General features: G+C 52.5%; 19 protein-coding genes and 2 tRNA genes. 2 read left to right on the top strand and 19 right to left on the bottom strand.

Translation table 11 applies throughout. From position 1 onward, the window contains the following. Positions 1 to 186: 186 nt before the first annotated feature. Positions 187 to 2,241: a putative bifunctional diguanylate cyclase/phosphodiesterase gene (locus AYI96_RS13970; protein WP_039033643.1), complete on the top strand. Its 2,055-nt coding sequence runs from the start codon at positions 187 to 189 to the stop codon at positions 2,239 to 2,241. Positions 2,242 to 2,368: 127 nt separating this feature from the next. Here AYI96_RS13970 and rpsO read toward each other — a convergent pair whose 3' ends face one another. The 14 genes from rpsO to rlmE form a co-directional block, all read right to left on the bottom strand. Next, positions 2,369 to 2,638 carry a 30S ribosomal protein S15 gene (gene rpsO, locus AYI96_RS13965; RefSeq protein WP_039033642.1) on the bottom strand — a complete coding sequence of 90 codons (270 nt, stop codon included), beginning with the start codon at positions 2,636 to 2,638 and terminating at the stop codon, positions 2,369 to 2,371. A gap of 100 nt (positions 2,639 to 2,738) precedes the next feature. Continuing rightward, complete coding sequence (gene truB, locus AYI96_RS13960; protein ID WP_039033641.1) at positions 2,739 to 3,686, bottom strand: tRNA pseudouridine(55) synthase TruB; 948 nt, start codon at positions 3,684 to 3,686, stop codon at positions 2,739 to 2,741. Further along, positions 3,686 to 4,099, bottom strand: coding sequence for a 30S ribosome-binding factor RbfA (gene rbfA / locus AYI96_RS13955; RefSeq protein WP_039033640.1), 414 nt, complete (start codon positions 4,097 to 4,099; stop codon positions 3,686 to 3,688). The genes truB and rbfA overlap by 1 nt, the downstream gene beginning before the upstream one ends. Before the next feature lie 57 nt (positions 4,100 to 4,156). Then, positions 4,157 to 6,814 (bottom strand): translation initiation factor IF-2, encoded by a 2,658-nt coding sequence (gene infB / locus AYI96_RS13950; RefSeq protein WP_039033639.1) that lies wholly within the window; start codon positions 6,812 to 6,814, stop codon positions 4,157 to 4,159. 24 nt (positions 6,815 to 6,838) lie between these two features. Beyond that, a complete protein-coding gene (gene nusA, locus AYI96_RS13945; protein WP_039033638.1) occupies positions 6,839 to 8,338 on the bottom strand; it encodes a transcription termination factor NusA in 1,500 nt (499 codons plus the stop codon). Positions 8,339 to 8,365: 27 nt separating this feature from the next. After that, positions 8,366 to 8,821 (bottom strand): ribosome maturation factor RimP, encoded by a 456-nt coding sequence (rimP, locus tag AYI96_RS13940; protein WP_039033637.1) that lies wholly within the window; start codon positions 8,819 to 8,821, stop codon positions 8,366 to 8,368. 174 nt (positions 8,822 to 8,995) lie between these two features. Continuing rightward, a tRNA-Met gene (locus AYI96_RS13935) sits at positions 8,996 to 9,072 on the bottom strand. A gap of 82 nt (positions 9,073 to 9,154) precedes the next feature. Next, positions 9,155 to 9,241 (bottom strand) — tRNA-Leu (locus AYI96_RS13930). A 10-nt stretch (positions 9,242 to 9,251) separates the two neighbouring features. Continuing rightward, complete coding sequence (gene secG, locus AYI96_RS13925) at positions 9,252 to 9,557, bottom strand: preprotein translocase subunit SecG (protein ID WP_039033636.1); 306 nt, start codon at positions 9,555 to 9,557, stop codon at positions 9,252 to 9,254. A gap of 1 nt (position 9,558) precedes the next feature. Then, entirely contained in the window at positions 9,559 to 10,341 is a 783-nt protein-coding gene (gene tpiA / locus AYI96_RS13920; RefSeq protein ID WP_039033635.1) for a triose-phosphate isomerase, read from the bottom strand. Positions 10,342 to 10,523: 182 nt separating this feature from the next. After that, positions 10,524 to 11,861: a phosphoglucosamine mutase gene (glmM, locus tag AYI96_RS13915; protein ID WP_039033634.1), complete on the bottom strand. Its 1,338-nt coding sequence runs from the start codon at positions 11,859 to 11,861 to the stop codon at positions 10,524 to 10,526. 98 nt (positions 11,862 to 11,959) lie between these two features. Beyond that, positions 11,960 to 12,796: a dihydropteroate synthase gene (folP, locus tag AYI96_RS13910; protein WP_039033633.1), complete on the bottom strand. Its 837-nt coding sequence runs from the start codon at positions 12,794 to 12,796 to the stop codon at positions 11,960 to 11,962. Positions 12,797 to 12,909: 113 nt separating this feature from the next. Next, the gene (gene ftsH, locus AYI96_RS13905; protein WP_143078337.1) at positions 12,910 to 14,874 is read right to left on the bottom strand and encodes an ATP-dependent zinc metalloprotease FtsH; all 1,965 of its coding nucleotides are present in this window, start codon (positions 14,872 to 14,874) and stop codon (positions 12,910 to 12,912) included. Between the two features lie 44 nt (positions 14,875 to 14,918). Further along, complete coding sequence (gene rlmE / locus AYI96_RS13900; RefSeq protein ID WP_025009927.1) at positions 14,919 to 15,548, bottom strand: 23S rRNA (uridine(2552)-2'-O)-methyltransferase RlmE; 630 nt, start codon at positions 15,546 to 15,548, stop codon at positions 14,919 to 14,921. 90 nt (positions 15,549 to 15,638) lie between these two features. Between rlmE and yhbY the strand changes: the two genes are divergently transcribed. Then, positions 15,639 to 15,938, top strand: a complete 300-nt coding sequence (yhbY, locus tag AYI96_RS13895; RefSeq protein ID WP_025009926.1) for a ribosome assembly RNA-binding protein YhbY — start codon at positions 15,639 to 15,641, stop codon at positions 15,936 to 15,938. 116 nt (positions 15,939 to 16,054) lie between these two features. Here yhbY and secF read toward each other — a convergent pair whose 3' ends face one another. The 5 genes from secF to AYI96_RS13870 all read right to left on the bottom strand — a co-directional run bounded on the left by secF (position 16,055) and on the right by AYI96_RS13870 (position 23,230). Continuing rightward, positions 16,055 to 16,951 (bottom strand): protein translocase subunit SecF, encoded by an 897-nt coding sequence (gene secF, locus AYI96_RS13890; RefSeq protein WP_409928946.1) that lies wholly within the window; start codon positions 16,949 to 16,951, stop codon positions 16,055 to 16,057. 4 nt (positions 16,952 to 16,955) lie between these two features. Continuing rightward, complete coding sequence (secD, locus tag AYI96_RS13885) at positions 16,956 to 18,791, bottom strand: protein translocase subunit SecD (protein WP_144361805.1); 1,836 nt, start codon at positions 18,789 to 18,791, stop codon at positions 16,956 to 16,958. 119 nt (positions 18,792 to 18,910) lie between these two features. Continuing rightward, positions 18,911 to 19,477, bottom strand: a complete 567-nt coding sequence (locus tag AYI96_RS13880; protein WP_144361804.1) for a hypothetical protein — start codon at positions 19,475 to 19,477, stop codon at positions 18,911 to 18,913. 107 nt (positions 19,478 to 19,584) lie between these two features. Further along, complete coding sequence (greA, locus tag AYI96_RS13875) at positions 19,585 to 20,061, bottom strand: transcription elongation factor GreA (RefSeq protein WP_039033631.1); 477 nt, start codon at positions 20,059 to 20,061, stop codon at positions 19,585 to 19,587. A gap of 244 nt (positions 20,062 to 20,305) precedes the next feature. After that, positions 20,306 to 23,230, bottom strand: coding sequence for an alkaline phosphatase family protein (locus tag AYI96_RS13870; RefSeq protein ID WP_144361822.1), 2,925 nt, complete (start codon positions 23,228 to 23,230; stop codon positions 20,306 to 20,308). Positions 23,231 to 23,495 lie beyond the last annotated feature (265 nt).

Genomic DNA, 23,495 nt, shown 5'->3' with positions numbered 1-23,495 from the left:
TTAATAACCTTGAATTTCGCGCGTAAGTATACTGCAAACCTCTAGAATAGATAAAGAGTGCCAGATGATGACAAAGACGCTTCTTTTTTCTAAAGTGGACTATATCAATCACATGTTGCTGCATTGCTACCGAATTGGACTAGCCTTGAATATAGAATTCGCCCCCATAATAGCAGGAAAAGGCAGATGAATACCGCCAGGTTCAAGTCGCTCACCTGGAAGCAAACCAATCTGGTGGTTTTCACAGCTCTTTTCTTTGCCGTTGCTATTTTTATCATTGAAATTTTGATTGTAGTGACCACAGAAAGGCAATCGTTGCTCAGTAGTCAACAAGAGTTACTCGACTCAGTTGAACAACCGGCCGCCAATGCGGTCTGGGCATTGGATGACAATTTGGCGCGTCAGACAATGGAAGGCGTGATGAAAGTGGAGCATGTCGGTTCAGCCAGGATCACCCTGGATGACAACTCCCTATTCGTCAATCTCGGCAGCAGCCGTCCTGAGCCTTCTGATACTTTTGGACATTTGAGTCTCAAACTGTTTGGCGATCTCAAGCAGATATCAAGGCCACTGCAACGTCCTTTTTATTTTGAAGGCGCGGAAAAAGAGCAACTGATAGGCACGCTCACCATCAATTATGATACCCGAGAGTTGACCCAAAGCCTGATCAGCCAACTGCAGTTCAGTTTTGCCGCCACCCTGGCCAGGGCGTTGTTTCTGACACTGGTGCTGTCCATAGTGTTCCACCGTTTCCTGACCCAACCCATCGCCCGGATCAGTGAAGCAATAGACAAAATTGACCCTGAGTCACCGGATGAAAACATGCTGCCGGTATCAGCCAACCACAAAGATGACGAATTGGGACTGGTAACCTCCAAATTCAATCAGATCCTTAAACAATTCAGCCAGACCCAAAGCAAGCTGCGCAAAATGGCGACCCGGGACCCTCTCACCGGCCTGCCCAACCGTACCTTGTTATTGGAAACTATAGCCGTTGCCATTCAGCGTGCCCGGGTACATAAACGCAACTTCAGCCTGCTGTTTATCGACCTCGATAGATTCAAAAACGTCAACGACTCACTGGGGCATGCGGTGGGTGACCAGTTTCTGGCAAGAATTGCCCGGATTCTGGAACGGGTGGTCGGAGACAAGGGAACTGTGGCCCGTCTCGGTGGGGATGAATTTGTGATCCTGGCCGATGAGATTCAATCACCAACTCAGGCGGCCGACTTTGTAGACAAGCTGTTAATCCAGCTCAACACCCCGGTGCAACTCAATGAACATACCATTCACCCGGCCGCATCCATAGGCATCTCCATCTATCCCGAAGATGGCCTGAGTGCCGAAGATCTTATTCGTCACGCCGATATCGCCATGTACAGCGCCAAGGCAGCCGGTTCTAACCAATGGGCCTTCTTCAAGCAGCAGATGACAGAGCGGGCGGCGGTGAGACTGCGCACCGAAGCCTCGCTGCACGATGCCATTCGCAACAACGAATTTCTGCTGCACTTTCAACCAAAAGTTAATATCGAGACCGGTGAACTGGTGGGATGTGAGGCACTGATCCGCTGGCAAAAAGACGGCCGTTTGATAAGCCCCATGTCCTTTATTCCGGTTGCCGAAGAAACCGGGATCATCATTCCTATTGGCCGCTGGGTCATAGAGCAAAGCTGCCGGGTACTGCGGCGCTGGCAAAAACGCTATAACTTCAGTCCTCCAATCGCTGTCAATGTCGCTTCACAACAGTTTGCCGACGCCAGCCTGGTACCGGATATCAAACAGATGGCCCTGCGCTATCAAATAAGGCCCGAACTGTTGGAGGTGGAGATCACCGAGACCTCATTGATGAATGACATTGAGCTGGCGATCAGCAAGCTTGAACAGCTTAAATCGGCAGGCTTTGGTATTGCCGTCGACGACTTCGGCACGGGTTACTCATCCCTCTCTTACCTAAGACACCTACCAATCACCACCATGAAGATTGACCGCTGTTTTGTGACCGATCTTCCTCAAGAGAGCGCAATAGCTTCCACCATTCTGATGCTGGGGCGACAATTGGATCTGAAAATTGTCGCTGAAGGTATTGAGAACGAGCAGCAACTTGAATGGCTGAAGCAAAATCATTGCGCCATAGGTCAAGGCTTTTATTTCAGTCAGCCGCTGTCACTGGAGGAGTTTGAAGCTAAATACATAGCCCCCCATACTGCCAGGATCCTCAAATTGGATGGCCAACTGAGCTGAATTGTAATCAATCGGTTTTAGAGGACTGACATTAAGTGAAAAGGGACGAGCTAAAATACGCTTCCCCAAAATTGCAGACACAAAAAAAGGAGGCCTGGGCCTCCTCTTCTTTTGGTACAGTTCGCGATTAGCGACGCAGACCCAGCTTCTGGATCAGAGCGGTATAACGAGCAACGTCGGTACGCTTCAGGTAAGCCAGCAGCTTACGACGAGAACTAACCATACGCAGCAGACCACGACGTGAGTGGTGATCGTGAGTGTGTTCTTTAAAGTGGCCTTGCAGGTGGTTGATCTGAGCAGTCAACAGCGCAACCTGAACTTCAGTAGAACCGCTATCGTTTTCGCCACGGCCGAATTCAGCCAGGATTTTCGCTTTCGCTTCAGTACTTAGTGACATGTGTCTCTCCAAAATAGTCTTGATAGTTTCCCCAGCCGATCACTAACTCAGCCAAGGGCGCGACATAATAACCCCAAGGGCTGTAGATCGCAAGTCAAGCTCAGCTTTTTGCCTCAGGCAACACTACCAAGCGCTTGGGAGCCAGCAAACCATCATCATTCATCATGCCGACACCAATAAAGCGTTTGCTGTCACCCAAGGTGATCCGCACCAGAGTATCGGCTTCCAACTTAGCAACCCGCACCGGGTTACCATTAAGCAGATATCCGGCCATGGCATCGGGGACATTGCACTCTGGAAGGTCGGCAACCGCCGTATCCATGGGAAGCAGCAAAGGGTCCAATAGCTCGGAAGGCACCCGCTCTTCGGTCATGGCCTGTTCCAGCAAGGCTTCGAGCTGTGCCAGACTAACCATGCGTTCATAGGGATAACCCGCCACCTGAGTACGACGCAACATGATCACATGGGCGCCACAACCAAGCATTTCACCCAAGTCATCTACGATAGTACGAATGTAAGTGCCCTTGGAACAGTGAATATCCAGCGTCAGCTCGTCATTCTCCCAAGAGATGAACTTGAGCTCATAGACGTGAATAGGCCTGGCTTCGCGAGGCACCTCTTTACCTTCCCGGGCGTACTTGTACAAGGGCTGACCCTGATACTTGAGCGCCGAGTACATGGAAGGCACCTGCATGCTATCACCACGAAAATGCTCCAGCGCCTGTTCCAGTTGGGCCATGGAAAACTCAACCGGCCGGGTTTGCACTACTTCACCATCTGAATCGCTGGTATCAGTGCGCTGCCCAAGCTTGGCAGTCACCAGATAACGTTTATCGGCATCCAACAGGTGCTGGGAAAACTTGGTAGCTTCGCCAAGGCAGATGGGCAGCATCCCGGTCGCCAGTGGATCCAGCGCGCCGGTATGGCCAGCCTTGGCGGCATTGTAGATCCGCTTTACCCTTTGCAGGGCAAAGTTGGAGCTCATGCCTGTGTCTTTATCCAACAGGACGATACCATCGACCAAACGGCCTTTGGGACGACGCGCCATCAGTTGTTTTCCTCATCCTTGTCTTGAGATTCGGTGCCAAAGGTTTGCTGCTTGGCCTTGTCCTTATTAATAACCTCGGTTACCAGGTTGGACATTCTCATCCCCTCGACCAGAGACTTGTCATAGACAAATTTCAGTTCAGGCATCACCCTAAGCTTCATTCTGCCGGCAACCAGGGTGCGGGCATAAGGTGCTGCCTTGTTGAGTGCAGCCAGCTTTTCATCAACCTTAACCGGGTCTTCTTCAAAGAAGGTGACATACACTTTTGCATAACTCAGATCCCGTGAGACTTCCACGTCGTTGACTGTGACCATGCCTACACGAGGATCTTTCATATCACGCTGCAGTACCTGCGCCAGTTCCTGTTGCAGTTGCTGGGCGATACGCCGGGTACGACTAAATTCTTTTGCCATAGTATTCTTCCCCAAAATCAACAAGGGCGGCCTCAGCCGCCCTTTTCGATGTTGTCGTTACAGGGTACGGGCAACCTCGACGGTTTCGAACACCTCAATCTGGTCGCCTACGCGAACATCATTGTAGTTCTTCACGCCGATACCACATTCCATGCCATTGCGAACTTCGCTAACGTCATCTTTAAAGCGACGCAGAGACTCAAGCTCACCTTCATAGATAACCACGTTCTCACGCAGAACCCGGATAGGTGCGCTGCGCTTAACGATACCTTCGGTCACCATACAGCCGGCGATTGCACCCAGTTTAGGCGACTTGAACACATCTCGCACTTCAGCCAGACCAATGATCTCCTGCTTGAATTCAGGAGAAAGCATACCGCTCATGGCCGACTTGACTTCGTCGATGAGGTCGTAGATCACGCTGTAGTAACGCAGATCCACACTCTCACTTTCGATGGTCTTACGAGCCTGAGCGTCAGCACGGACGTTGAAGCCCACCATGATGGCGTTGGACGCTGCGGCCAGAGTCGCATCTGTCTCGGTCAGTGCACCCACGCCACTGGCGATGATGTTCACTTTCACTTCTTCGGTAGACAGACGAGTCAGCGAGTCGACGATGGCTTCCAAAGAACCCTGTACGTCAGACTTGAGCACGATATTCAGCTCTTTCACTTCGCCTTCGGTCATGTTGGCAAACATGTTTTCCAGCTTGGACTTCTGCTGACGCGCCAGCTTGATGTCGCGGAACTTACCCTGACGATACAGGGCAACTTCACGGGCCTTACGTTCGTCGCGAACAACTGTCGCTTCGTCACCGGCAGAAGGCACCCCGGACAGACCCAGGATTTCAACCGGAATCGACGGACCGGCTTCAGTGATGTTCTTGCCGTTTTCATCTTTCATGGCACGGATCTTACCGTACTCCAGACCACACAGAACGATATCGCCCTGACGCAGAGTACCTTCCTGAACCAGGATGGTAGCAACAGGACCGCGGCCCTTGTCCAGCTGAGACTCAACAACCACACCGGCGGCCATGCCGTCACGTACAGCCTTGAGTTCGAGGATTTCAGCTTGCAGCAAGATACCTTCCAGCAGCTCGTCCACGCCCATACCTGTCTTGGCAGAGACAAACACGAACATGTTGTCGCCGCCCCAATCTTCCGACATCACGCCGTGCTGGGACAGTTCACTCTTGACGCGATCGACATCGGCTTCAGGCTTATCCATCTTGTTCACTGCCACGATCAGCGGTACACCGCCGGCCTTGGCATGCTGGATAGCTTCAATAGTCTGAGGCATTACGCCATCATCGGCAGCCACCACCAGAATCACGATATCTGTGGCCTTGGCACCACGGGCACGCATAGCGGTAAACGCGGCGTGGCCAGGAGTATCCAGGAAGGTGATCATGCCGTTATCAGTTTCTACATGGTAGGCACCGATATGCTGGGTAATACCACCGGCCTCACCGGCCGCGACTTTAGTGCGACGGATATAGTCAAGCAGCGAAGTCTTACCGTGGTCAACGTGACCCATGATGGTCACAACCGGCGCACGAGGCTCCAGTTTGACATCTTCACCGTCACGGTCAGCCAGAACCTGATGTTCCAGCTCGTTTTCACGGATAAGCACAACCTTGTGACCCATCTCCTCGGCAACCAGTTGGGCAGTTTCCTGATCCAGTACCTGGTTAATGGTCACCATAGAGCCCATCTTCATCATGGTCTTGATGATTTCAGTGGCTTTGATGGCCATCTTCTGCGCCAGTTCGGCCACAGTAATGGTTTCACCTATGCGTACATCGCGGTTTACCGCAGCAACCGGCTTATTGAAGCCATGGCTCATGGCTTGAGGCGCACGATTGCGGATGTTGCGCTCACGACCGTCACGGGAGTCCTTGGTACGTTTCTTACCGGCACTCTTGTGACGTGAACGACGACCACGCTTCTCTTCATCCATATCACTGGTATCTTCGGCGGCGCGGGCCACTTTGGAGGTGGTGATATGGTGATCGCTGCGCTTCTCGGCTTCAAGACGCTGGCGCTCTTCTTCGGCCCAGCGTTTTTCATTCTCTTCAGCCAGGCGACGGGCTTCGGCTGCCGCACGGGCGGCTTCTTCATCGGCCTTGCGCTTAACTGCTTCAGCCTGAGCCGCTTTCAGACGCTCGGCCTCAACACGGGCAGCTTCCTGCTCAGCGCTGGTCTTGGGATCGGCCTTAACCTCTTCTTTGGCTTTACCGGCATCCTGAGCCACTTTAGCCTTGGCTTTGGCTTCAGCTTCCGCCTTGGCTTTCGCTTCGGCTTCTGCCTTGGCCTTGGCTTCAGCTTCTGCCTTGGCTTTCGCTTCGGCTTCTGCCTGAGCTTTGGCTTCCGCTTCGGCGCGGGCCTGCTCTTCCGCCTGACGGGCCAATTCGGCCGGGTCACGCTTCACAAAGGTGCGTTTCTTGCGTACTTCGACTTTGACGTCTTTGGACTGGCCGCCGCTGCCGGCAACACTCAGAGTCGATACGGTTTTACGCTGTAATGTCATCTTGGTGGGCGCACTGTCCGCACCATGTTGTTTTTTCAGGTAGTCCAGCAGTTGCTGTTTCTCGGCCTCGGTGACACTGTCATCCTTGCCTTTCTTGATACCGGCCTTGGAAAACTGCTCGATCAATCGGTCTACGCTTTTTCCCACTTCAGTGGACAGTTTCTCTACTGTTGTCTCTGCCATCAGTTAAATCCCCCTGTTGATCGACTATGCTTCTTCGCCAAACCAACAGATGTTGCGGGCTGCCATGATGAGCTCACCTGCTTTTTCTTCTGTCAATTCTTCAATTTCGATCAAATCGTCAATGCCTTGCTCGGCTAAATCTTCCAGAGTTATCACACCCATACTTGCCAGAACGTACGCCAGGTGGCGCTCCATTCCAGGCATGGACAACAACTCTTCGCTAGGTTCGGCACCATCCAGTGCTTCTTCGGATGCCAGTGCACGGGTAGACAAGGCAGCCTTGGCGCGCTCACGCAATGCAGCAACTATGTCCTCATCAAATCCTTCGATGGCCAACAGCTCGGAAACAGGAACATAAGCCACCTCTTCCAGAGAGGTGAATCCTTCGTCGGCCAGCACCTGGGCGAAATCTTCGTCCACATCCAACGCACCCACGAACAGCTCCATCACTTTGGCGCTTTCGGCCTGATGTTTCTTGTTCATGTCTTCCACTGTCATCACGTTCAGTACCCAGCCTGTCAGCTGTGTCGCCAAACGAACGTTTTGACCATTGCGGCCGATAGCTTGTGCCAGACTATCGGCTTCGACGGCGATATCCATTGAGTGGTTATCTTCGTCAACAATAATTGAGGCCACATCGGCCGGTGCCATGGCGTTGATAACAAATTGTGCCGGGTTATCGTCCCACAGCACTATATCAACACGCTCGCCACCGAGTTCATTGGATACAGCCTGCACCCGGGCACCGCGCATACCGACGCAAGCCCCGATAGGGTCGATACGACGATCGTTTGATTTCACGGCGATCTTGGCCCGTGAACCTGGGTCACGGGCGGCGCCCATCACTTCGATCATCTCATCGGCAATTTCCGGTACTTCAACACGGAACAGTTCGATCAACATCTCTGGCTTGGTGCGGGTCAGAAACAACTGAGCACCACGTGCCTCAGGACGCACAGCATACAGCAGGGAGCGTACCCGGTCACCAGGACGGAAAGTCTCACGGGAGATCAGGTCTTCTTTGAACAGCACGCCATCGGCGTTATTGCCGAGATCAACTACTACGCTGTCGCGATTGCTCTTTTTGACCACACCGGTAACCAACTCACCTTCTTTGTCGATAAACTGCTCGACGATTTGGGCGCGCTCGGCCTCACGAACTTTCTGTACTATTACCTGCTTGGCGGTTTGAGTAGTAATACGGTCAAATTGTACCGAATCGATTTCATCTTCAATGAACTCACCAGGCTGGATCTCAGGGTTCTCATAACGAGCCGCTTCCAGAGTGATTTCACGGTAAGGGTTTTCCAACGCTTCACCGTTATCATCAACCACCAACCAGCGACGGAAAGTCTCGTAATCGCCGGTTTTGCGATCTATGGCAACACGAACATCGATATCGCCTTCATACTTTTTCTTGGTTGCGGTAGCCAGCGCAATTTCGAGCGCCTCGAAAATCTTTTCGCGCGGTACAGCCTTTTCGTTGGAAACCGCTTCAGCGACCAGCAAAATATCTTTATTCATCGTCTTGCCTCGTTCACCTTGAAACCATCAAAACTTAGCGATCAGGTTGCCTTTACGGATGTTATCCAAGGCAATAATCAAGTCTTTTCCATCCACTGTCAGGGTGAGCATCTGCCCTTCCACCTTAGTGATGGTACCTTTTAAGTTACGACTACCCGCCACCGGCATAGTCAGTTGAATCTTTGCTTCCTCTCCAAGGTACATACCATATTGCTCAGAGGTGAACAGCGGCCTATCGAGACCGGGAGAGGAGACTTCCAGTGTGTATTCGGAAGTGATTGGGTCCTCGACATCCAGAATGGCGCTCGCCTGACGACTGGCATTGGCACAATCTTCAATATTAATGCCGTTCTCACCGTCAATAAAGAGCCGCAAGATTGAATGCTTGCCGGCCTTAACAAATTCAATACCCCAGAGCTGGTAGCCGAGGCCTTCCACTGCCGGAGTAAGCATTTCTGTGAGTCTGGATTCTAATGTTGCCAAGGTAACCCCCGAAAAACAAAAAAGGGCTATTAATAGCCCCAGTATTGAGCTGCCGTAAAAGGCAGCAAATTTAAAAGTCCCAGATAACAAAAAACCCCGTAATCACGAGGTCATTATGTTCAAGAACCTGTAAACAGGATGAATTATCTATCAGCTTAATTCATCACTGGGAGCTGGTTGCGGGGGCCGGATTTGAACCGACGACCTTCGGGTTATGAGCCCGACGAGCTACCAAGCTGCTCCACCCCGCGTCAACTGCTGCAAGTTTACTGATTTCAGCTTTTACTTGCAATAACTGAGAAAAATTTCATATCGATTAACTCAGTTAAAGATTGGTGCCGAGAGCGGGACTTGAACCCGCACGACCGTTAGGTCACAGCCACCTCAAGGCTGCGCGTCTACCAATTTCACCACCTCGGCATATTCGGTATTAGTCTGGAATTTTAGTCTCAGACTGTTGGGTCTGTTCTACTTCAGGCCCCAATATGTTGGTATCCTGCTTCACGTGGTGTGCACTCATATTGCCAATAACCAGGCTTAGAGTGAAAAACGCGATAGCGAGAATCGCCGTTGTCCGAGTCAGAAAGTTACCTGAACCTGCTGAACCGAACAGGGTTCCTGAAGCACCGGCACCAAAAGATGCGCCCATGTCAGCCCCTTTCCCTTGCTGGATAAGAATGAGTCCAACCAGACCCAAAGCTACCAACAAGTAAATAACCATCAGTACTTCTTTCATATTAAGCGCTCATTGCTATTGAACATAAACTCAAGAATTCGGTAGAGTTTAAGCTAGCACCGCCTATCAGTCCACCATCCACATCAGGTTGGGCGAATAAATCTGCAGCATTACTCGGTGTGACGCTGCCGCCGTACAAGATCCTGATATTTTCCCCAATATAAGGGGACACTTCAGAGAGGCGATTGCGTATAAACGCGTGAACTTCTTGTGCCTGCTCCGGTGTTGCGCTCTTACCTGTCCCTACAGCCCAAAGGGGCTCATAGGCGATGATCGCATTATCAAAAGCCATGGTACCGTTCTTTTCGATTACCACATCAAGCTCCTCGGCAAGCACCTCGAAGGTACGTCTTGCCTCACGAGCCGGGCCAGATTCACCAACACAAAGTATCGGAGTCAGACCGTGCTTTTGAGCAGCAGCAAATTTCTCTGCCACTATGTTACTCGTCTCACCGTACATACGGCGGCGTTCCGAGTGACCAATTATCACATAACGACAACCGGCATCTTTCAGCATCCGCCCTGAGGTTTCACCAGTGTAAGCACCAAAATCGTGCTGACTCAGGTTTTGAGCCCCCATTCTAACCAGAGAACCATTTAGGGTTTCTTTGTTAGCTTCGAGCAGTTGCCTTACGCTTTCCAGGTAAATCGCTGGTGGGCATAAAACCACTTCAACAGAATCATTATGTAGCTTGCTGGCAAACTTCTTGAATAGCTCTTGTGCTAACTGCGCACTGCCATTCATTTTCCAGTTACCTGCTACCATTGGACGTCTGAGTGCCATCACCATCTCCTCTGAAAGCGGCGTGAATAATAGCGAACCACTTATTAACTTACAATACCTGATTACGGAATTTTTGCGATTTACTGTGTGTTCGGCTACTTTTTATGCTCACACTCAGTAAATCGCTCACAATTCCAGCTTAAGTTATTAATTTTACTTTAATTAAGCTAAAGAATGCCAGTTTAAACCGCTTGTTTGACTGCAGCGGCTATGGTTTCGGCATGGGCGCGCACCAAGGCTTCATCATCCCCTTCCACCATTACCCGAATCAAAGGTTCGGTTCCGGATTTACGCAGCAGTACCCGGCCACGCTCGCCAAGTTGCGACTCAACCTGAGTCTGGGCATCTTGTACCAGTTGCGACGCCAGCGGATCTGAGTTGCCTTCAAAGCGAACATTAATAAGGACCTGGGGCAACATCTGCATCGACTCGGTCAACTCTTCCAGTGAGGCGTTGTGACGACGCATGGCCGCCAGCACAAGAATACCTGCAACTATACCATCTCCAGTCGTGCCATGGTCCAGATTGAGGATATGACCTGAGTTTTCCCCCCCTATGCGCCAATCTTTCTCTTTCAGCAGTTCCATTACATAGCGGTCACCGACCTTGGAACGGGCAAAAGGGATATTGAGCTGTTTGAGCGCCAATTCGAGCCCGAGATTGGACATCAGAGTACCGACAACCCCGCCTTTGAGGATGCCGCGCTTTTGCGCGTCGCAGGCAAGAATATAGAGGATCTGGTCGCCGTCTATAATGTCACCTTGTCGATTGACCATCATGATACGGTCGCCATCACCGTCGAGGGCTATACCCAGATCGGCGCCTTCGCTGACCACGGTTTCACAAATCTTGGTCATGGAGGTCGCACCTACTTGATCATTGATATTGATGCCATTGGGCTTATCCCCTATGGTCACTACCTCGGCGCCCAGTTCACGGAACACATTGGGGGCAATGTGATAGGTTGCGCCGTGAGCACAGTCCACCACTATCTTGAGTCCGGCAAGGGTTTGATCCGCTGGGAAGTTACCTTTGCAATATTCGATATAACGACCGGCGGCATCATCGATACGGGAGACCTTCCCCAGTAGATGCGACTCGACACAAACCAGAGGCTTTTCCAGCTCGGCTTCAATCTCAAGTTCCAACTCGTCATCCAGCTTGCTGCCATCTGTGGAGAAAAACTTGATACCGTTATCATAGTAAGGATTGTGAGATGCACTGATAACCACTCCGGCCTCGGCGCGGAAAGTTCGGGTCAGGTAGGCGACTGCAGGCGTAGGCATAGGGCCCATCAACATCACATTGAGTCCGGCGGCAGACAGGCCGGCTTCCAACGCCGACTCAAACAGATAACCAGAGATCCGGGTATCCTTGCCTATGATCACTTTACGAGTGCCACTGCGGGACAAGACTCTACCGGCAGCCCAGCCAAGCTTAAGAGCCAACTCCGGGGTCATCTTGCCCGCTCCGACTTTGCCGCGGATCCCATCCGTACCAAAAAACTTTCTCACGTTCACTCCTACTGAGAACCATCTTCAAATGGCTATTCTATATACTGTAAACCTAATGTTGGCTGACCTATTGGCTTGAAATGCTTTTATCCCAAATACATTTCCTATCCAAAGCGTTTGCTGGCAGCCATAACCTTGAGTACATCGCAAGTCTCTGCGACATCATGTACCCGAATAATATGTGCGCCCCGCTGAGCAGCCAGCATGGCGCCAGCCAGGCTGCCTGCCAATCTATTATCTACGCTGCGCTCAAGCAGATTTCCTATCATACTCTTTCGCGACAGTCCGATAAGTAAAGGCAGATCAAATTTTGCCAGCTCTTGTAAATGAGCCAGCAGATGATAATTGTGTTCCAGCGTCTTGCCAAATCCAAAACCCGGATCCAGCAATATTGCCTCTCTGGCGATCCCCGCTTCAATACAGGCCTCGATACGCTTGGCAAAGAAGTCATTCACCTCGGCGAGCAGATCCTCATAGTGAGGCTCATTCTGCATGGTTCTGGGCTGCCCTTGCATATGCATCAGGCACACAGGCACCTGCAGCTCAGCAGCGGCTTGCAGGGCTCCCGGCTCCTGCAAGGCCCGTACATCATTGATAAGGTGAGCGCCGGCATTGATACCGGCACTCATCACTTCGGCTTTACTGGTATCCAAAGAGATCCAAATTTGGGGATGCTTGGCAGCAATATACTCCACCAGGGGGACAACCCGGGCAAGCTCCTCATCGACACTGACATCGGCAGCACCGGGCCGGGTGGACTCACCGCCGATATCGATAAACACGGCGCCATCGGCCACCATCTGGTCGGCGTGCTGGCAGGCCAGTTCAAAGGAAGAAAAACGCCCGCCATCGGAAAACGAATCCGGGGTTACGTTGAGGATCCCCATCACCTTGGGCTCATCGAGTAGTAGTTGCTGAGCACCGGACTTCAATTCAAACACTCATTACTCCCTTACGCGTCAAGCGCGAGAACATCTTTCTTGGATTTAGTATTGTGCCTTGCGGCAGAAACAAGAAAACCCCTTGCGGGGTTTTCTTTAACCTCAGAATGGGCCTATTTCAGCGGGCTCTCGCCGGGTTTGCCCAAATCTGCAGCAGTATCACTCGGCTCATGCTCTTCAACTTCAGTCTCTTCAGGCTTAGCAGCTTTATTGCCGTTATTACCGTTGGAAGAACCGTTGTCATCCATATGCCAATCGACCGGAGGACGCACTTCGCGGCGCTCCATCAGGTCCTCTATCTGGCGCGAGTCTATGGTCTCATACTTCATCAGCGCATCTTTCATCGCGTGCAGTACGTCCATATTCTCATCCAGCAGTTGTTTGGCACGCTGGTAGTTGCGGTCAATGATGGCCTTGATTTCAGAGTCTATGATGGCCGCTGTCTCATCAGACATATGCTTGGACTTGGCCATGGAGCGGCCCAGGAATACCTCACCCTCTTCCTCTGCATACAGCAGTGGACCGAGTCGCTCGGAGAAGCCCCATTGGGTCACCATGTTACGGGCAATGGCCGTGGCATATTTAATGTCCTGAGATGCACCGGTAGAGACTTTTTCAGTGCCAAAGATAATCTCTTCGGCCAGTCGACCACCGTAGGCCACGGAGATCTTACTCTCCAGCTTCTGGCGGCTCTCACTGATGGCATCGGCTTCCGGCAGGAAGAAGGTCACACCCAAGGCGCGGCCTCGAGGGATAATGGTTACCTTATGCACAGGGTCGTGCTCAGGTACAAGATAACCCACAATCGCGTGACCGGCTTCGTGGTAAGCCGTCATCTCTTTCTCGGACTCAGACATCACCATAGAGCGGCGCTCGGCGCCCATCATGATCTTGTCTTTGGCACTCTCAAACTCTTCCATGGTCACTACACGGCGATTACCGCGAGCAGCAAACAGTGCCGCCTCGTTAACCAGGTTGGCAAGATCCGCACCAGAGAACCCAGGCGTACCGCGGGCAATTACACTGGCTTTAACATCGTCACCCAAAGGCACTTTACGCATGTGCACTTTAAGAATTTGCTCACGGCCGCGAACATCCGGCAGCCCTACTACAACCTGGCGGTCGAAACGGCCGGGACGCAGCAACGCGGCATCCAATACGTCTGGACGGTTGGTTGCGGCGATAACGATAATACCTTCATTACCTTCAAAGCCGTCCATTTCCACCAGCATCTGGTTCAATGTTTGCTCACGCTCATCGTGACCACCACCGAGTCCGGCACCACGCTGACGGCCAACGGCGTCGATTTCATCGATAAAGATGATACATGGCGCCGACTTTTTGGCCTGCTCGAACATGTCACGTACCCGAGAGGCACCGACACCGACAAACATTTCCACAAAGTCAGAACCTGAGATGGTAAAGAAAGGCACCTTGGCTTCACCGGCAATCGCCTTGGCGAGCAAGGTTTTACCTGTACCTGGAGGGCCTACCATCAACACACCGGTAGGAATACGGCCACCGAGTTTCTGGAATTTGCTGGGATCACGCAGATAATCCACCATCTCCTTCACTTCTTCCTTGGCCTCATCACAACCGGCCACATCGGCAAAGGTGGTCTTAATCTGATCTTCGCTCATCAGCTTGGCTTTACTCTTGCCAAAGGACATGGCGCCTTTACCGCCACCGCCCTGCATCTGTCGCATAAAGAAGATCCACACCCCGATAAGCAGCAGCATGGGGAACCAGGAGATAAAGATCTGTGTCAGGAATCCTGACTCTTCGGCTTCCTGCCCTTTCATACGGATGCCTTTACGATCCAGGTCATTGATCAGATCCTGGTCATACAAGGGCATAATGGTGGTGAACTTTTCACCGGACTTTTTAACGCCTTCTATCGTACGTTGGTCGCTTTTCACTTCCACGTTGCTGACTTGGCCGCTACGAACATCGTCCAGGAAAGTCGAATAATCCATCTTCTGCGCTGACGAAGAAGAGGGGGAGTAACCCTGGAACACGGACATCAGCACCACGGCGATGACCACCCAGAGAATCAAATTTTTTGCCATGTCACTCAATTACTGAACCTCACAAAGTCTTGAGATTTACTTCAATCAGGGTACTACAACTTGTACCCTGTCGCTACCAGATAGACCTCGCGAGAACGTGGCCTGGAGGAATCCGGTTTACGGGTTTTTACAGTCTTGAACGCTTGTCTGACTGCTTTCATATACTCGTCAAAGCCCTCCCCCTGAAAGACTTTAACAGCAAAACTGCCATTGGCTGCCAACACCTGATGACACATATCCAGCGCCAACTCCACTAAATACATGGCTCTGGGCTGATCCACACCATCTGAACCACTCATATTGGGCGCCATATCCGAGAGCACCAAGTCAACCTTATCTTCCCCTACACGAGTCAGCAAGGCCTCAAGGACTTTTTCCTCACGGAAGTCTCCCTGAAGGAAATCGACGCCAACGATTGGGTCCATCGGTAAAATATCACAGGCAACCACTTTACCTTTTTCACCGACCAACTTGGCTGCTACCTGAGACCAACCTCCGGGAGCGGCCCCCAGGTCAACCACTGTCATCCCGGGTTTAATCAGCTGATCTTTTTGTTGCAGCTCCTCTAACTTGAACGCGGCCCGCGAACGCAGCCCCCGTTTTTGTGCCAATTTGACATAGTGATCATCAAAGTGTTCCTGCATCCAACGGGTGGAACTGGCCGTACGTTTCTTACCTGACATTCAAAATCCGCAACAAATGAGAGTTACACAAGGGCTATATGAGGGTAGAATAGCGGCTTTTCAACAGTAACTCAGCAAAAGTTGGTAGAAATGAACTTAACAACCAAACAGAAACAGCATCTAAAGGGCCTGGCACACAGCCTCAAGCCAGTAGTGCTGCTTGGTGCCAATGGCCTGACTGAAGGGGTACTGGCTGAAATTGATAATGCGCTCTCTCATCATGAGCTGATTAAAGTTAAAGTCGCCTCTGAAGACAGAGAACTGAAAGCCGCTATCGTTGATGCCATTGTCCGTGAAACCCAGGCAACCAAGGTGCAGCTGATAGGCCATGTATTGGTGCTCTTCCGCCAATCCGAAGAGATGAAAATCGCTCTGCCCAAGGCCAGATAAGCCCATTCCCCTCAAAAAAGCCACCTAATTAAGGTGGCTTTTTTGTTGCCAGTATCCCATCGGCGCGCACATTGTGGCGCCGGTGGATTAAATCAGTATTAATTGACGGGTTTCAATCAAGGGGTCTGGGTCACAGGCGTCACCCGATAATGTTCACTGGACAGTCCCAGCCATTCCGGCAATGAAGTACCAACTGATATCGATGAGAAGGTACCGGTCAACACCCCGATAAACATGGCGATGGAAAATCCTTCCAAGGGACCTCCGCCCATGATCCACAGCGCTGAAATGGTCATCAGGGTAGTACCGGATGTCACCATGGTTCGGGCAAACGTGGCCGCAATCGCCTGGTTATTGATGTCTTTTACCGCCAGCTTGGGTTTGGCAGCCAGCAATTCGCGGATCCTGTCGGCAATAATGATGGAATCGTTGAGTGAATATCCCAAAATGGCCAACACAGCCGCCAGCACCGTCAGGTTGAACTCCATCTGAGTGGCGGCAAAAAAGGCCAGCACAAAGATAACATCATGTACCAGAGCAAATACCGCGCCGGATGCCAGACGCCACTCAAAGCGGTAAGAGAGATAGCCCAGAATACACAGCATAGCCACCAGCAAAGCCAAACCGCCCTGCTCGGCCAACTCCTGGCCGACCTGAGGCCCGACTATGCTGGTATTGAGCACTTCCACCTGAGTATTCATACCCGCCAACACTTCCGGCAGTTCGGGCATACTCTGTCCGGCACTTGGCGCGGCATAACGCAGCACCCAGCGTCCCGGCTCACCGGCAGCAATCAGGCTGACTTCCTGGCCATAGGCCTGCTGCAACACAGGTTGCAGCGATTTGGCGCCGATTGAGCTGTCGATACGGATTTCACTGACCACGCCGCCGGTAAAATCCAGCCCCCAGTTGAGCCCCTTGACGGCAATCACACTGATGGACACTATCATCAAAATCACGGAAACCGCGCTGCTGAAATAACGCCACTTGGTTGCATTTTTCATATTAATCATAATATTAAACCCTCACTTCGCGGCTGAAGTTCTTGCCATAAACCAGATTGATAATCGCCCTTGAGGCAAAAATCCCGCTGAACATACTGGTCAACAACCCCAGCCCCAGCGTCAGCGCAAACCCCTGAATAGGACCATTACCTATGGCATAGAGCACTACGGCGGTGATCATAGTGGTGAAGTTGGCATCGAAAATGGTGGAGAAGGCGCTGTCAAAGCCCTTGTCAATGGCGTGCGCCAATGCTCGCCCTTCACGAAGCTTGTCGCGGATCCGCTCGAAAATCAGCACATTGGTATCCACCGCCATCCCCACTGTCAGCACCAAACCGGCAATCCCGGGGAGAGTCAGTACCGCGCCGGGGATCAAGGCCAGCAAGCCAAACAGCAACACCATGTTAGCCAGTAGTGCCAGGTTGGCGACCCAGCCCAGCCTACGATACCAAAGCGCCATAAACACCAGGGTGATCCCCAGACCGAGCGCCAGGGCGGCAAAGCCGTTGTGAATATTCTCTGCCCCCAGCGTCGGGCCTATGGTGCGCTCTTCAACTATGGTGACAGGTGCAGTCATAGAACCGGCCCGCAGCAAAAGAGCCAATTGCTGCGCATCCTGATAACTACCGGCGCCGGTTATTCGAAAGCGCTCCGGCAGCACAGACTGGATGGTGGCGACACTGATAATTTCATTGCTTTGCACCGCCTTGCCATCGGCATCGCGACTGTACTCACTGTATGCCGTAGCCATAGGTTTGCCGATATGGCCTCGGGAGAAGTCGGTCATACGGCGGCCGCCTTCACTGTCCAGGGTAATATTCACCTCTGCAGCGCCCATTTCTCCTATTCCGGCACGGGCATCGACAATATGCTCGCCGGTCAGCACAGGTTTACGTGCCACGGGCACAGGATTGCCAGACTTGTCTTTAATCAAGATGGCGCCGGTGGCACTATCCTTAACCTCATAGAAGGCCAGAGTCGCGGTCGCCCCTATCACGCTCTTGGCGGCCGCCGGGTCTTGAACACCGGGCAGCTCGATACGGATGCGGCTCTCGCCCTGACGCTGCACCAAGGCTTCGGTGATCCCCAGTTCCTCAATTCGGGTACGCATGATCTGCAGATTTTGCTGCACCGTCAGATTACGCAGGTTGATTTTCTCGGCCTCCGTCAGCACCAGCTTGAGTTGACTGTTATCGCTGCTCACCTGCCAAAGTGGGTATTGCTTGGCCATAAATTGCCGCACCTCGGCGCGAGCCGCCTCAGGCATAATCACAGTCAGTTGCTCTTCAGCGCCCTGACGCACACTTAAGCCACGGATCCCCTTTTCTCTGGCAAAGGCGCGCAGGGCGTCGGCCAATGAACTGCCTTGAGTCTGATACACAGGAGCAATATCCACATCCAACAGAAACTGCACCCCACCACGAAGATCCAGTCCCAGTTTAATGGGTTCAAATCCCATGCCGAGCAGCCACTCGGGCGCCGCCGGGCTCAAGGCCAAAGTGAGCTCAGCGGGATCTTGGGCATGATTGGCCAGCAATGACTTGGCCAGTGTCTGTTGGCCTTCGTCATTGAGAATAACCAGGGTTTGCTGATCTTTGCTGTCCAGGCGCTTGACGAGAATATCGGCCTTGGCCAGTTCAGAAACTATCTGGGTCGGAGATAAGGCTATTCCAGCCTTGGGAGAAATTTGCACCGCGGCATCTTCACCATACCAGGTTGGCAAGGCGCTCAGCGCCATCACCACCAGAGTGACTACCAACACCAGATATTTCCAGGCGCTGTAGTGATTAAGCAGTTTTTTAGGCAGGCGCCCACGGCCATTACTCTTTAATAATGAGTCAGTTATCATATTTATGCTCTCTTTTCGACTCGTGGCTTAAGCCACATATCACAGTCGCAGTCATCCAATGAAGGAGTGACTGACAACAGATGAAGTGAAACCCGGACAGAAAAGCCCGGAAGAGAGCGTCAGGCGGCCTGCTGACTGAAGCGATAGCGGAGGTTGGCGTCTTTCCAGCCCCCAAGGCGCAAACCAGCCCCGGGGTGCGTTAAGGTCCAATTCTGCTCGATAGGCAATTGCTCGGCAAAACCTATGCTGAGCACTGGCGCCGGTGGCATAGCGATTTCAAACGCCAATTCATAGGGCGGCTCGGGCACATCCTGCTGAGCGGCCATACTGAGACAGCGCAGACGAGCACCAGGGGCAGAATAGAGTTGGTCGCCCTGCTCGGAGCGCAGCAACTTGGATAAGTCAGACAGGGAAACCTTGCCATCCACCTCAGCTCTGCCACTAGCATCATGCTTGCCAAACTTGTGATACCGGGCCTCTTGGACTTGAGACTCCTGACCAACTGAGGTAGATGAAGCTATGGACAACGGCTCTTTGTCAGCATCTTGCTGACTGAGCTCGGGCAAAGCCTGTTCAAACGCCTTCCAGGTTGCATCTGAGGCAATCCCGGAATACACATTTCCCAGCAGACCTATGGCGATCAGCAGGGTAAAGAGGCGCATGATTTTCAGCAACAAGGTGTCCATTGATAATGGTTATTTGGGCGGATGCTAGCCTTTCAAGCCCTGGCGGGCAAATTAAACTTTGTCCATCTTGCACAAAAAAGCCGCCCGGAGGCGGCTTGATAACGCAATCAGATATATTCGACGGCAACAACTTCATATTCTGCCAGGCCACCGGGAGTTTGAATATTGACTTCATCCCCCAGATTTTTACCGATAAGGCCACGGGCAATGGGTGAGTTCACCGAGATCAGGTTCTCTTTGATATTCGCCTCATCGTCACCGACAATGCGGTAAGTCACTTCGGCATCTGTGTCCAGGTTCAGTATGGTCACGGTAGAACCAAAGATGATCCGGCCATTGTTGGGCATCTTGGTCACATCAATGATCTGGGCGTTGGACAGTTTGCCTTCGATATCGCGGATACGGGCTTCGCAAATGCCTTGCTCTTCACGGGCGGCATGGTATTCGGCGTTTTCTTTCAAATCCCCCAGTTCACGCGCCGCGGCAATTGCCTCGGTGATCTTGGGACGGCGATCAAACTTGAGTATATCCAGTTCTTTGCGCAACTGTTCTGCCCCAACCAGGGTCATGGGAACCTTGTTCATAATCTCTTTCGTCTCCTGTCAAACAAAAGCAGCCTCCGTCAGCCAAGGGCCAACAGAGACTCATTTTTCGGGTGAATGGGCGCCATTTTGTCTGCGGCGCCAGGGATGCATAGCGGAATACCGGGGAACACACCGGCCAAAACTCAATTCATCTTGGCTACAAGCTTACCTAAGGCATGGCAGGCTTGCCAGTGATGGCGACAAAAATCTCTGTTTCTGTGGCACCGACGATAATAAATTCATCTCAGTTAAGACTCGAAAGCACAGAGGGATAGCCCCAACCATTGTCTCCTACCTCGACCTGCTCACCGGTAAGGTACTGATACAAAGTCGGTGCCAGTGAGCCGTTATCCAGCGGCCCCAATCTCTGGCCGGGTTTGCTAGGCTCGCCCCAGAAACCTATGAAGGCATCTTTTTCCAGATAATGCTCGCCCGCATGACGCCCCGGCACCAGGGTGTTATAGCCAAATCCCTCTTTGGGGAAGAGGTTGATGGTGCCGGCCCTGTCTTCATCATAGAGGTGTGCCAGCTGCACCACGGCATCGGGTCTGGGACTCATGGCCGCCAGATTGCGCCACTGCTCGGCGCTGCAGCCCTTGGCACTCCCCAAGCACAATTCGAGCAGTTGTTGTTTGGCCGATAACTGAACATCAGACAGCGGCGGCAGATAAGGGTTGCTCTGAGCCAGTGCCAGCAGCTCAGGCGCGCCTTTATCATCAAGCGCCTGATAACGGATAGCGCCCGAGTCACGACTGATCATTTCATCTCGGCGCTGCCCGTTTCTATATCCCACCAAACGCACAGAGCAGCTATCAAGTGTGCAATCACTTTGACGCACCACCAGATAATCCAGCGATTCCTGCAACTCATCGGCAAGCAAGCTGACCATATCCAGCGCCTCGCTTTCTTTGACCTTAAAACGGGTCAACTCCTGATACAAGGGTTGCACCTGCCAACCTCGGTCCGAGTTAAAGAAGTCCAGCATATAGTTACCACCTGCGGTAGAGGCTATCACCAAGTCTACCCCATGCAGTGAAGGCGGGTTGAGGTTGTTGGTTATCTTGGGGCCTTCCCCTTCATCAGAGGAGATTTTGCTTATCTTGAGCTCGACCCCGCGTTGCTTGAGCGCATCTTGCAACACCAGTTCGGGGTTAAGGGTGTGATACACAGGTGCCAAACCATGATCGCCGGCCATGCCCCACAGCGTCTGCGGATAAATACCCGAGTCCCGATACACCCTGTCCAGACGGCCAAGCCAGTAATCGAGCCGGTTAAGCTCACCGGTCGGCGCTATGATTTCGTCGCTGAACGGCCCCTTGAAATGGGCGAAATGATCCGGCCAGGGGTTATAAATAAGCAGATAGTCCGGCATCGCCTGTTCACTCAGCAAGGCCAGCTCATTAAGCTGTTCATTGAGCTTACCCCGCAAGCTCATGCGGGAAAACAGCCGCCAGGCCCCCATCTTGTCGTAGGCCTCGAGTTGCTTGCGAACCGCCGCCACGCTATGTTGCAAGTCCCTCTCGACTTCGGCGCGCAGCGACAACTCATTGAGACAGCGCTGCTCACCAAAATCACGGATCGCTTCCCCCAGCCCCAGATTAACCAGGGCATCGAAACTGGTCTGGGCGTTCCAGTCATATTGGGCGTTGCAGTTTAAGGTCTTGAGATAATTCAGCCGGTCGAACATGGTACGCATGCCGCGGCTCTCCACCAGATTTTCGAGCTGCAGGGCGTCGTTGCCGAAAAAGTAATAGGCCCGGTCACGGGTGCGATCGACAAAGTGAAAATTGGGGATCCCTGTGCCGCCCTTACCGGACACAGCGGCACCTGTCTTGATAATCGGCAGATTGCGCACACTGATGGTCGGCGTGGAAGAGATGCCTCCTGTGGCTATGCCATTCTCACTCCGGCGATAGAGTGACTTGAAAAACGGCAGATAGTACTGGTCGGTGGCGCCATTTTTCACCAGCTGACGCAAAAAGTCCTGCTTGGGAGTGTGCTGCGGCCGCCCCTTGGCTGACGCGGGCGTGAGTTGCGACAAAGCCGCGTCCCTGGCAAGTACTTCTTTGAGATAAGGGCCGGAATTGGGTGCAACCAACGCCTGCATCAGTCCCTGGCTCAAGCCATCTACCGTTATCTGCACCGCTCTTGGGCGTTGACTCCAACTTGCCAGAAAATCACTCAGCCCCTTGGGATCTTCCTTTAGACTGGCCTGCATCCAGGCCGAAAAGGCTTTTGCCCGCTGCGCCGGTAATGCATATTGGCGATAGGCCTTGAGCACATTGAGACGGACAAAGTCGATAAGAGTAACGGTTATCGCCTGCGCCTTGTTGTTTACCTTGGCGGCATTTTCCGCCTTGCCATCTTCAATAATCAGCTCGAGGGCGCTGCGCATATCCCCCTCAGGCAGACTGCCGACATACTTGCCAATCTCAGTGATGATCAGCGGCTGAATGTCGGCAATCAACGCCAGATCTTCAGGGCTATCGCCAAGATAGTTGTAATGCTCCGGCAGTATCTTGCCAAGGGCCCAGTCATCATTGTTGAACAGGCGATCATAGACAGTCACCAACATGGCAACCAACTGGCGATTGAGCGTCATGCCCTCGCGTCTGTCATTGGCTTCAGCGGTCGGTTCGGTGTTGTCTTTAACCTGCTCTTCCAGGCTGAACAGCGAATGCTGCCAGGGCGCGATTTGCTCCTTGCTGTATTGGCTCAGCAGATAATCCCGGAACTGATCCCGGTTCTCGGCGCGGCTGTATCTGTCGTAAAAAAGGTAGAGAAAATGCCCAAGGGGGATGCTGTAGAAAGGATCCGACAGCCGGGCTATGACCCTGGCCTTGGTCGGCGCATCGAGCGGCAGCGTTAAAATGTAGGCATCCAGGCTCATACCGGCAACAGAAAATATCGCCAGATCGCGCCCTGTGGTGACACTGAGCTCCAACCCTTTAAACAACTGCTTTTGCAGCAGTTCGCCGCCGTGATACAAGGGTGCCACCAAAGGCACGGTGTTAATATCGGCCCGCACGCCGTTGCTGCCGAGGCTCAAAGCCAAGCCAAGGCTTAAGGCCAGAGCCTGCGTGTTACGCCGCCGGTTGAACAACCCTTTGACTCGCCCCACAGCGCTTTCCCGGCCCTTGGGCTCCTTTGAGACAGACTCGAGTATCATCACTTCCTTTCCCTGAAACATCTTGATTGCAGCATCTTAAATGAAACGCCTTGATAGTGAGCGAGTTTAGCAAGAGCCGCCAAGATCCCAAAGCCAAGGGAAGGTGCGAATAAGTCTTCGCGGCGTTCTTTTTTGTAGAGAGTGGCTTGCACAGCAATTGGCGTTCAAGGCATCTGACTGAATGCATGCCGGGGCCTGTCCGCACCTTCCCAAGAAGTTTGACCCAAATCATCCTGCCTACAAAAAAACAGGCCACCCTAATGGG

Source organism: Shewanella sp. MSW, assembly GCF_007636515.1.
GTDB lineage: Bacteria > Pseudomonadota > Gammaproteobacteria > Enterobacterales > Shewanellaceae > Shewanella > Shewanella indica.
This window is presented reverse-complemented; position numbering and strand designations above follow the sequence as displayed.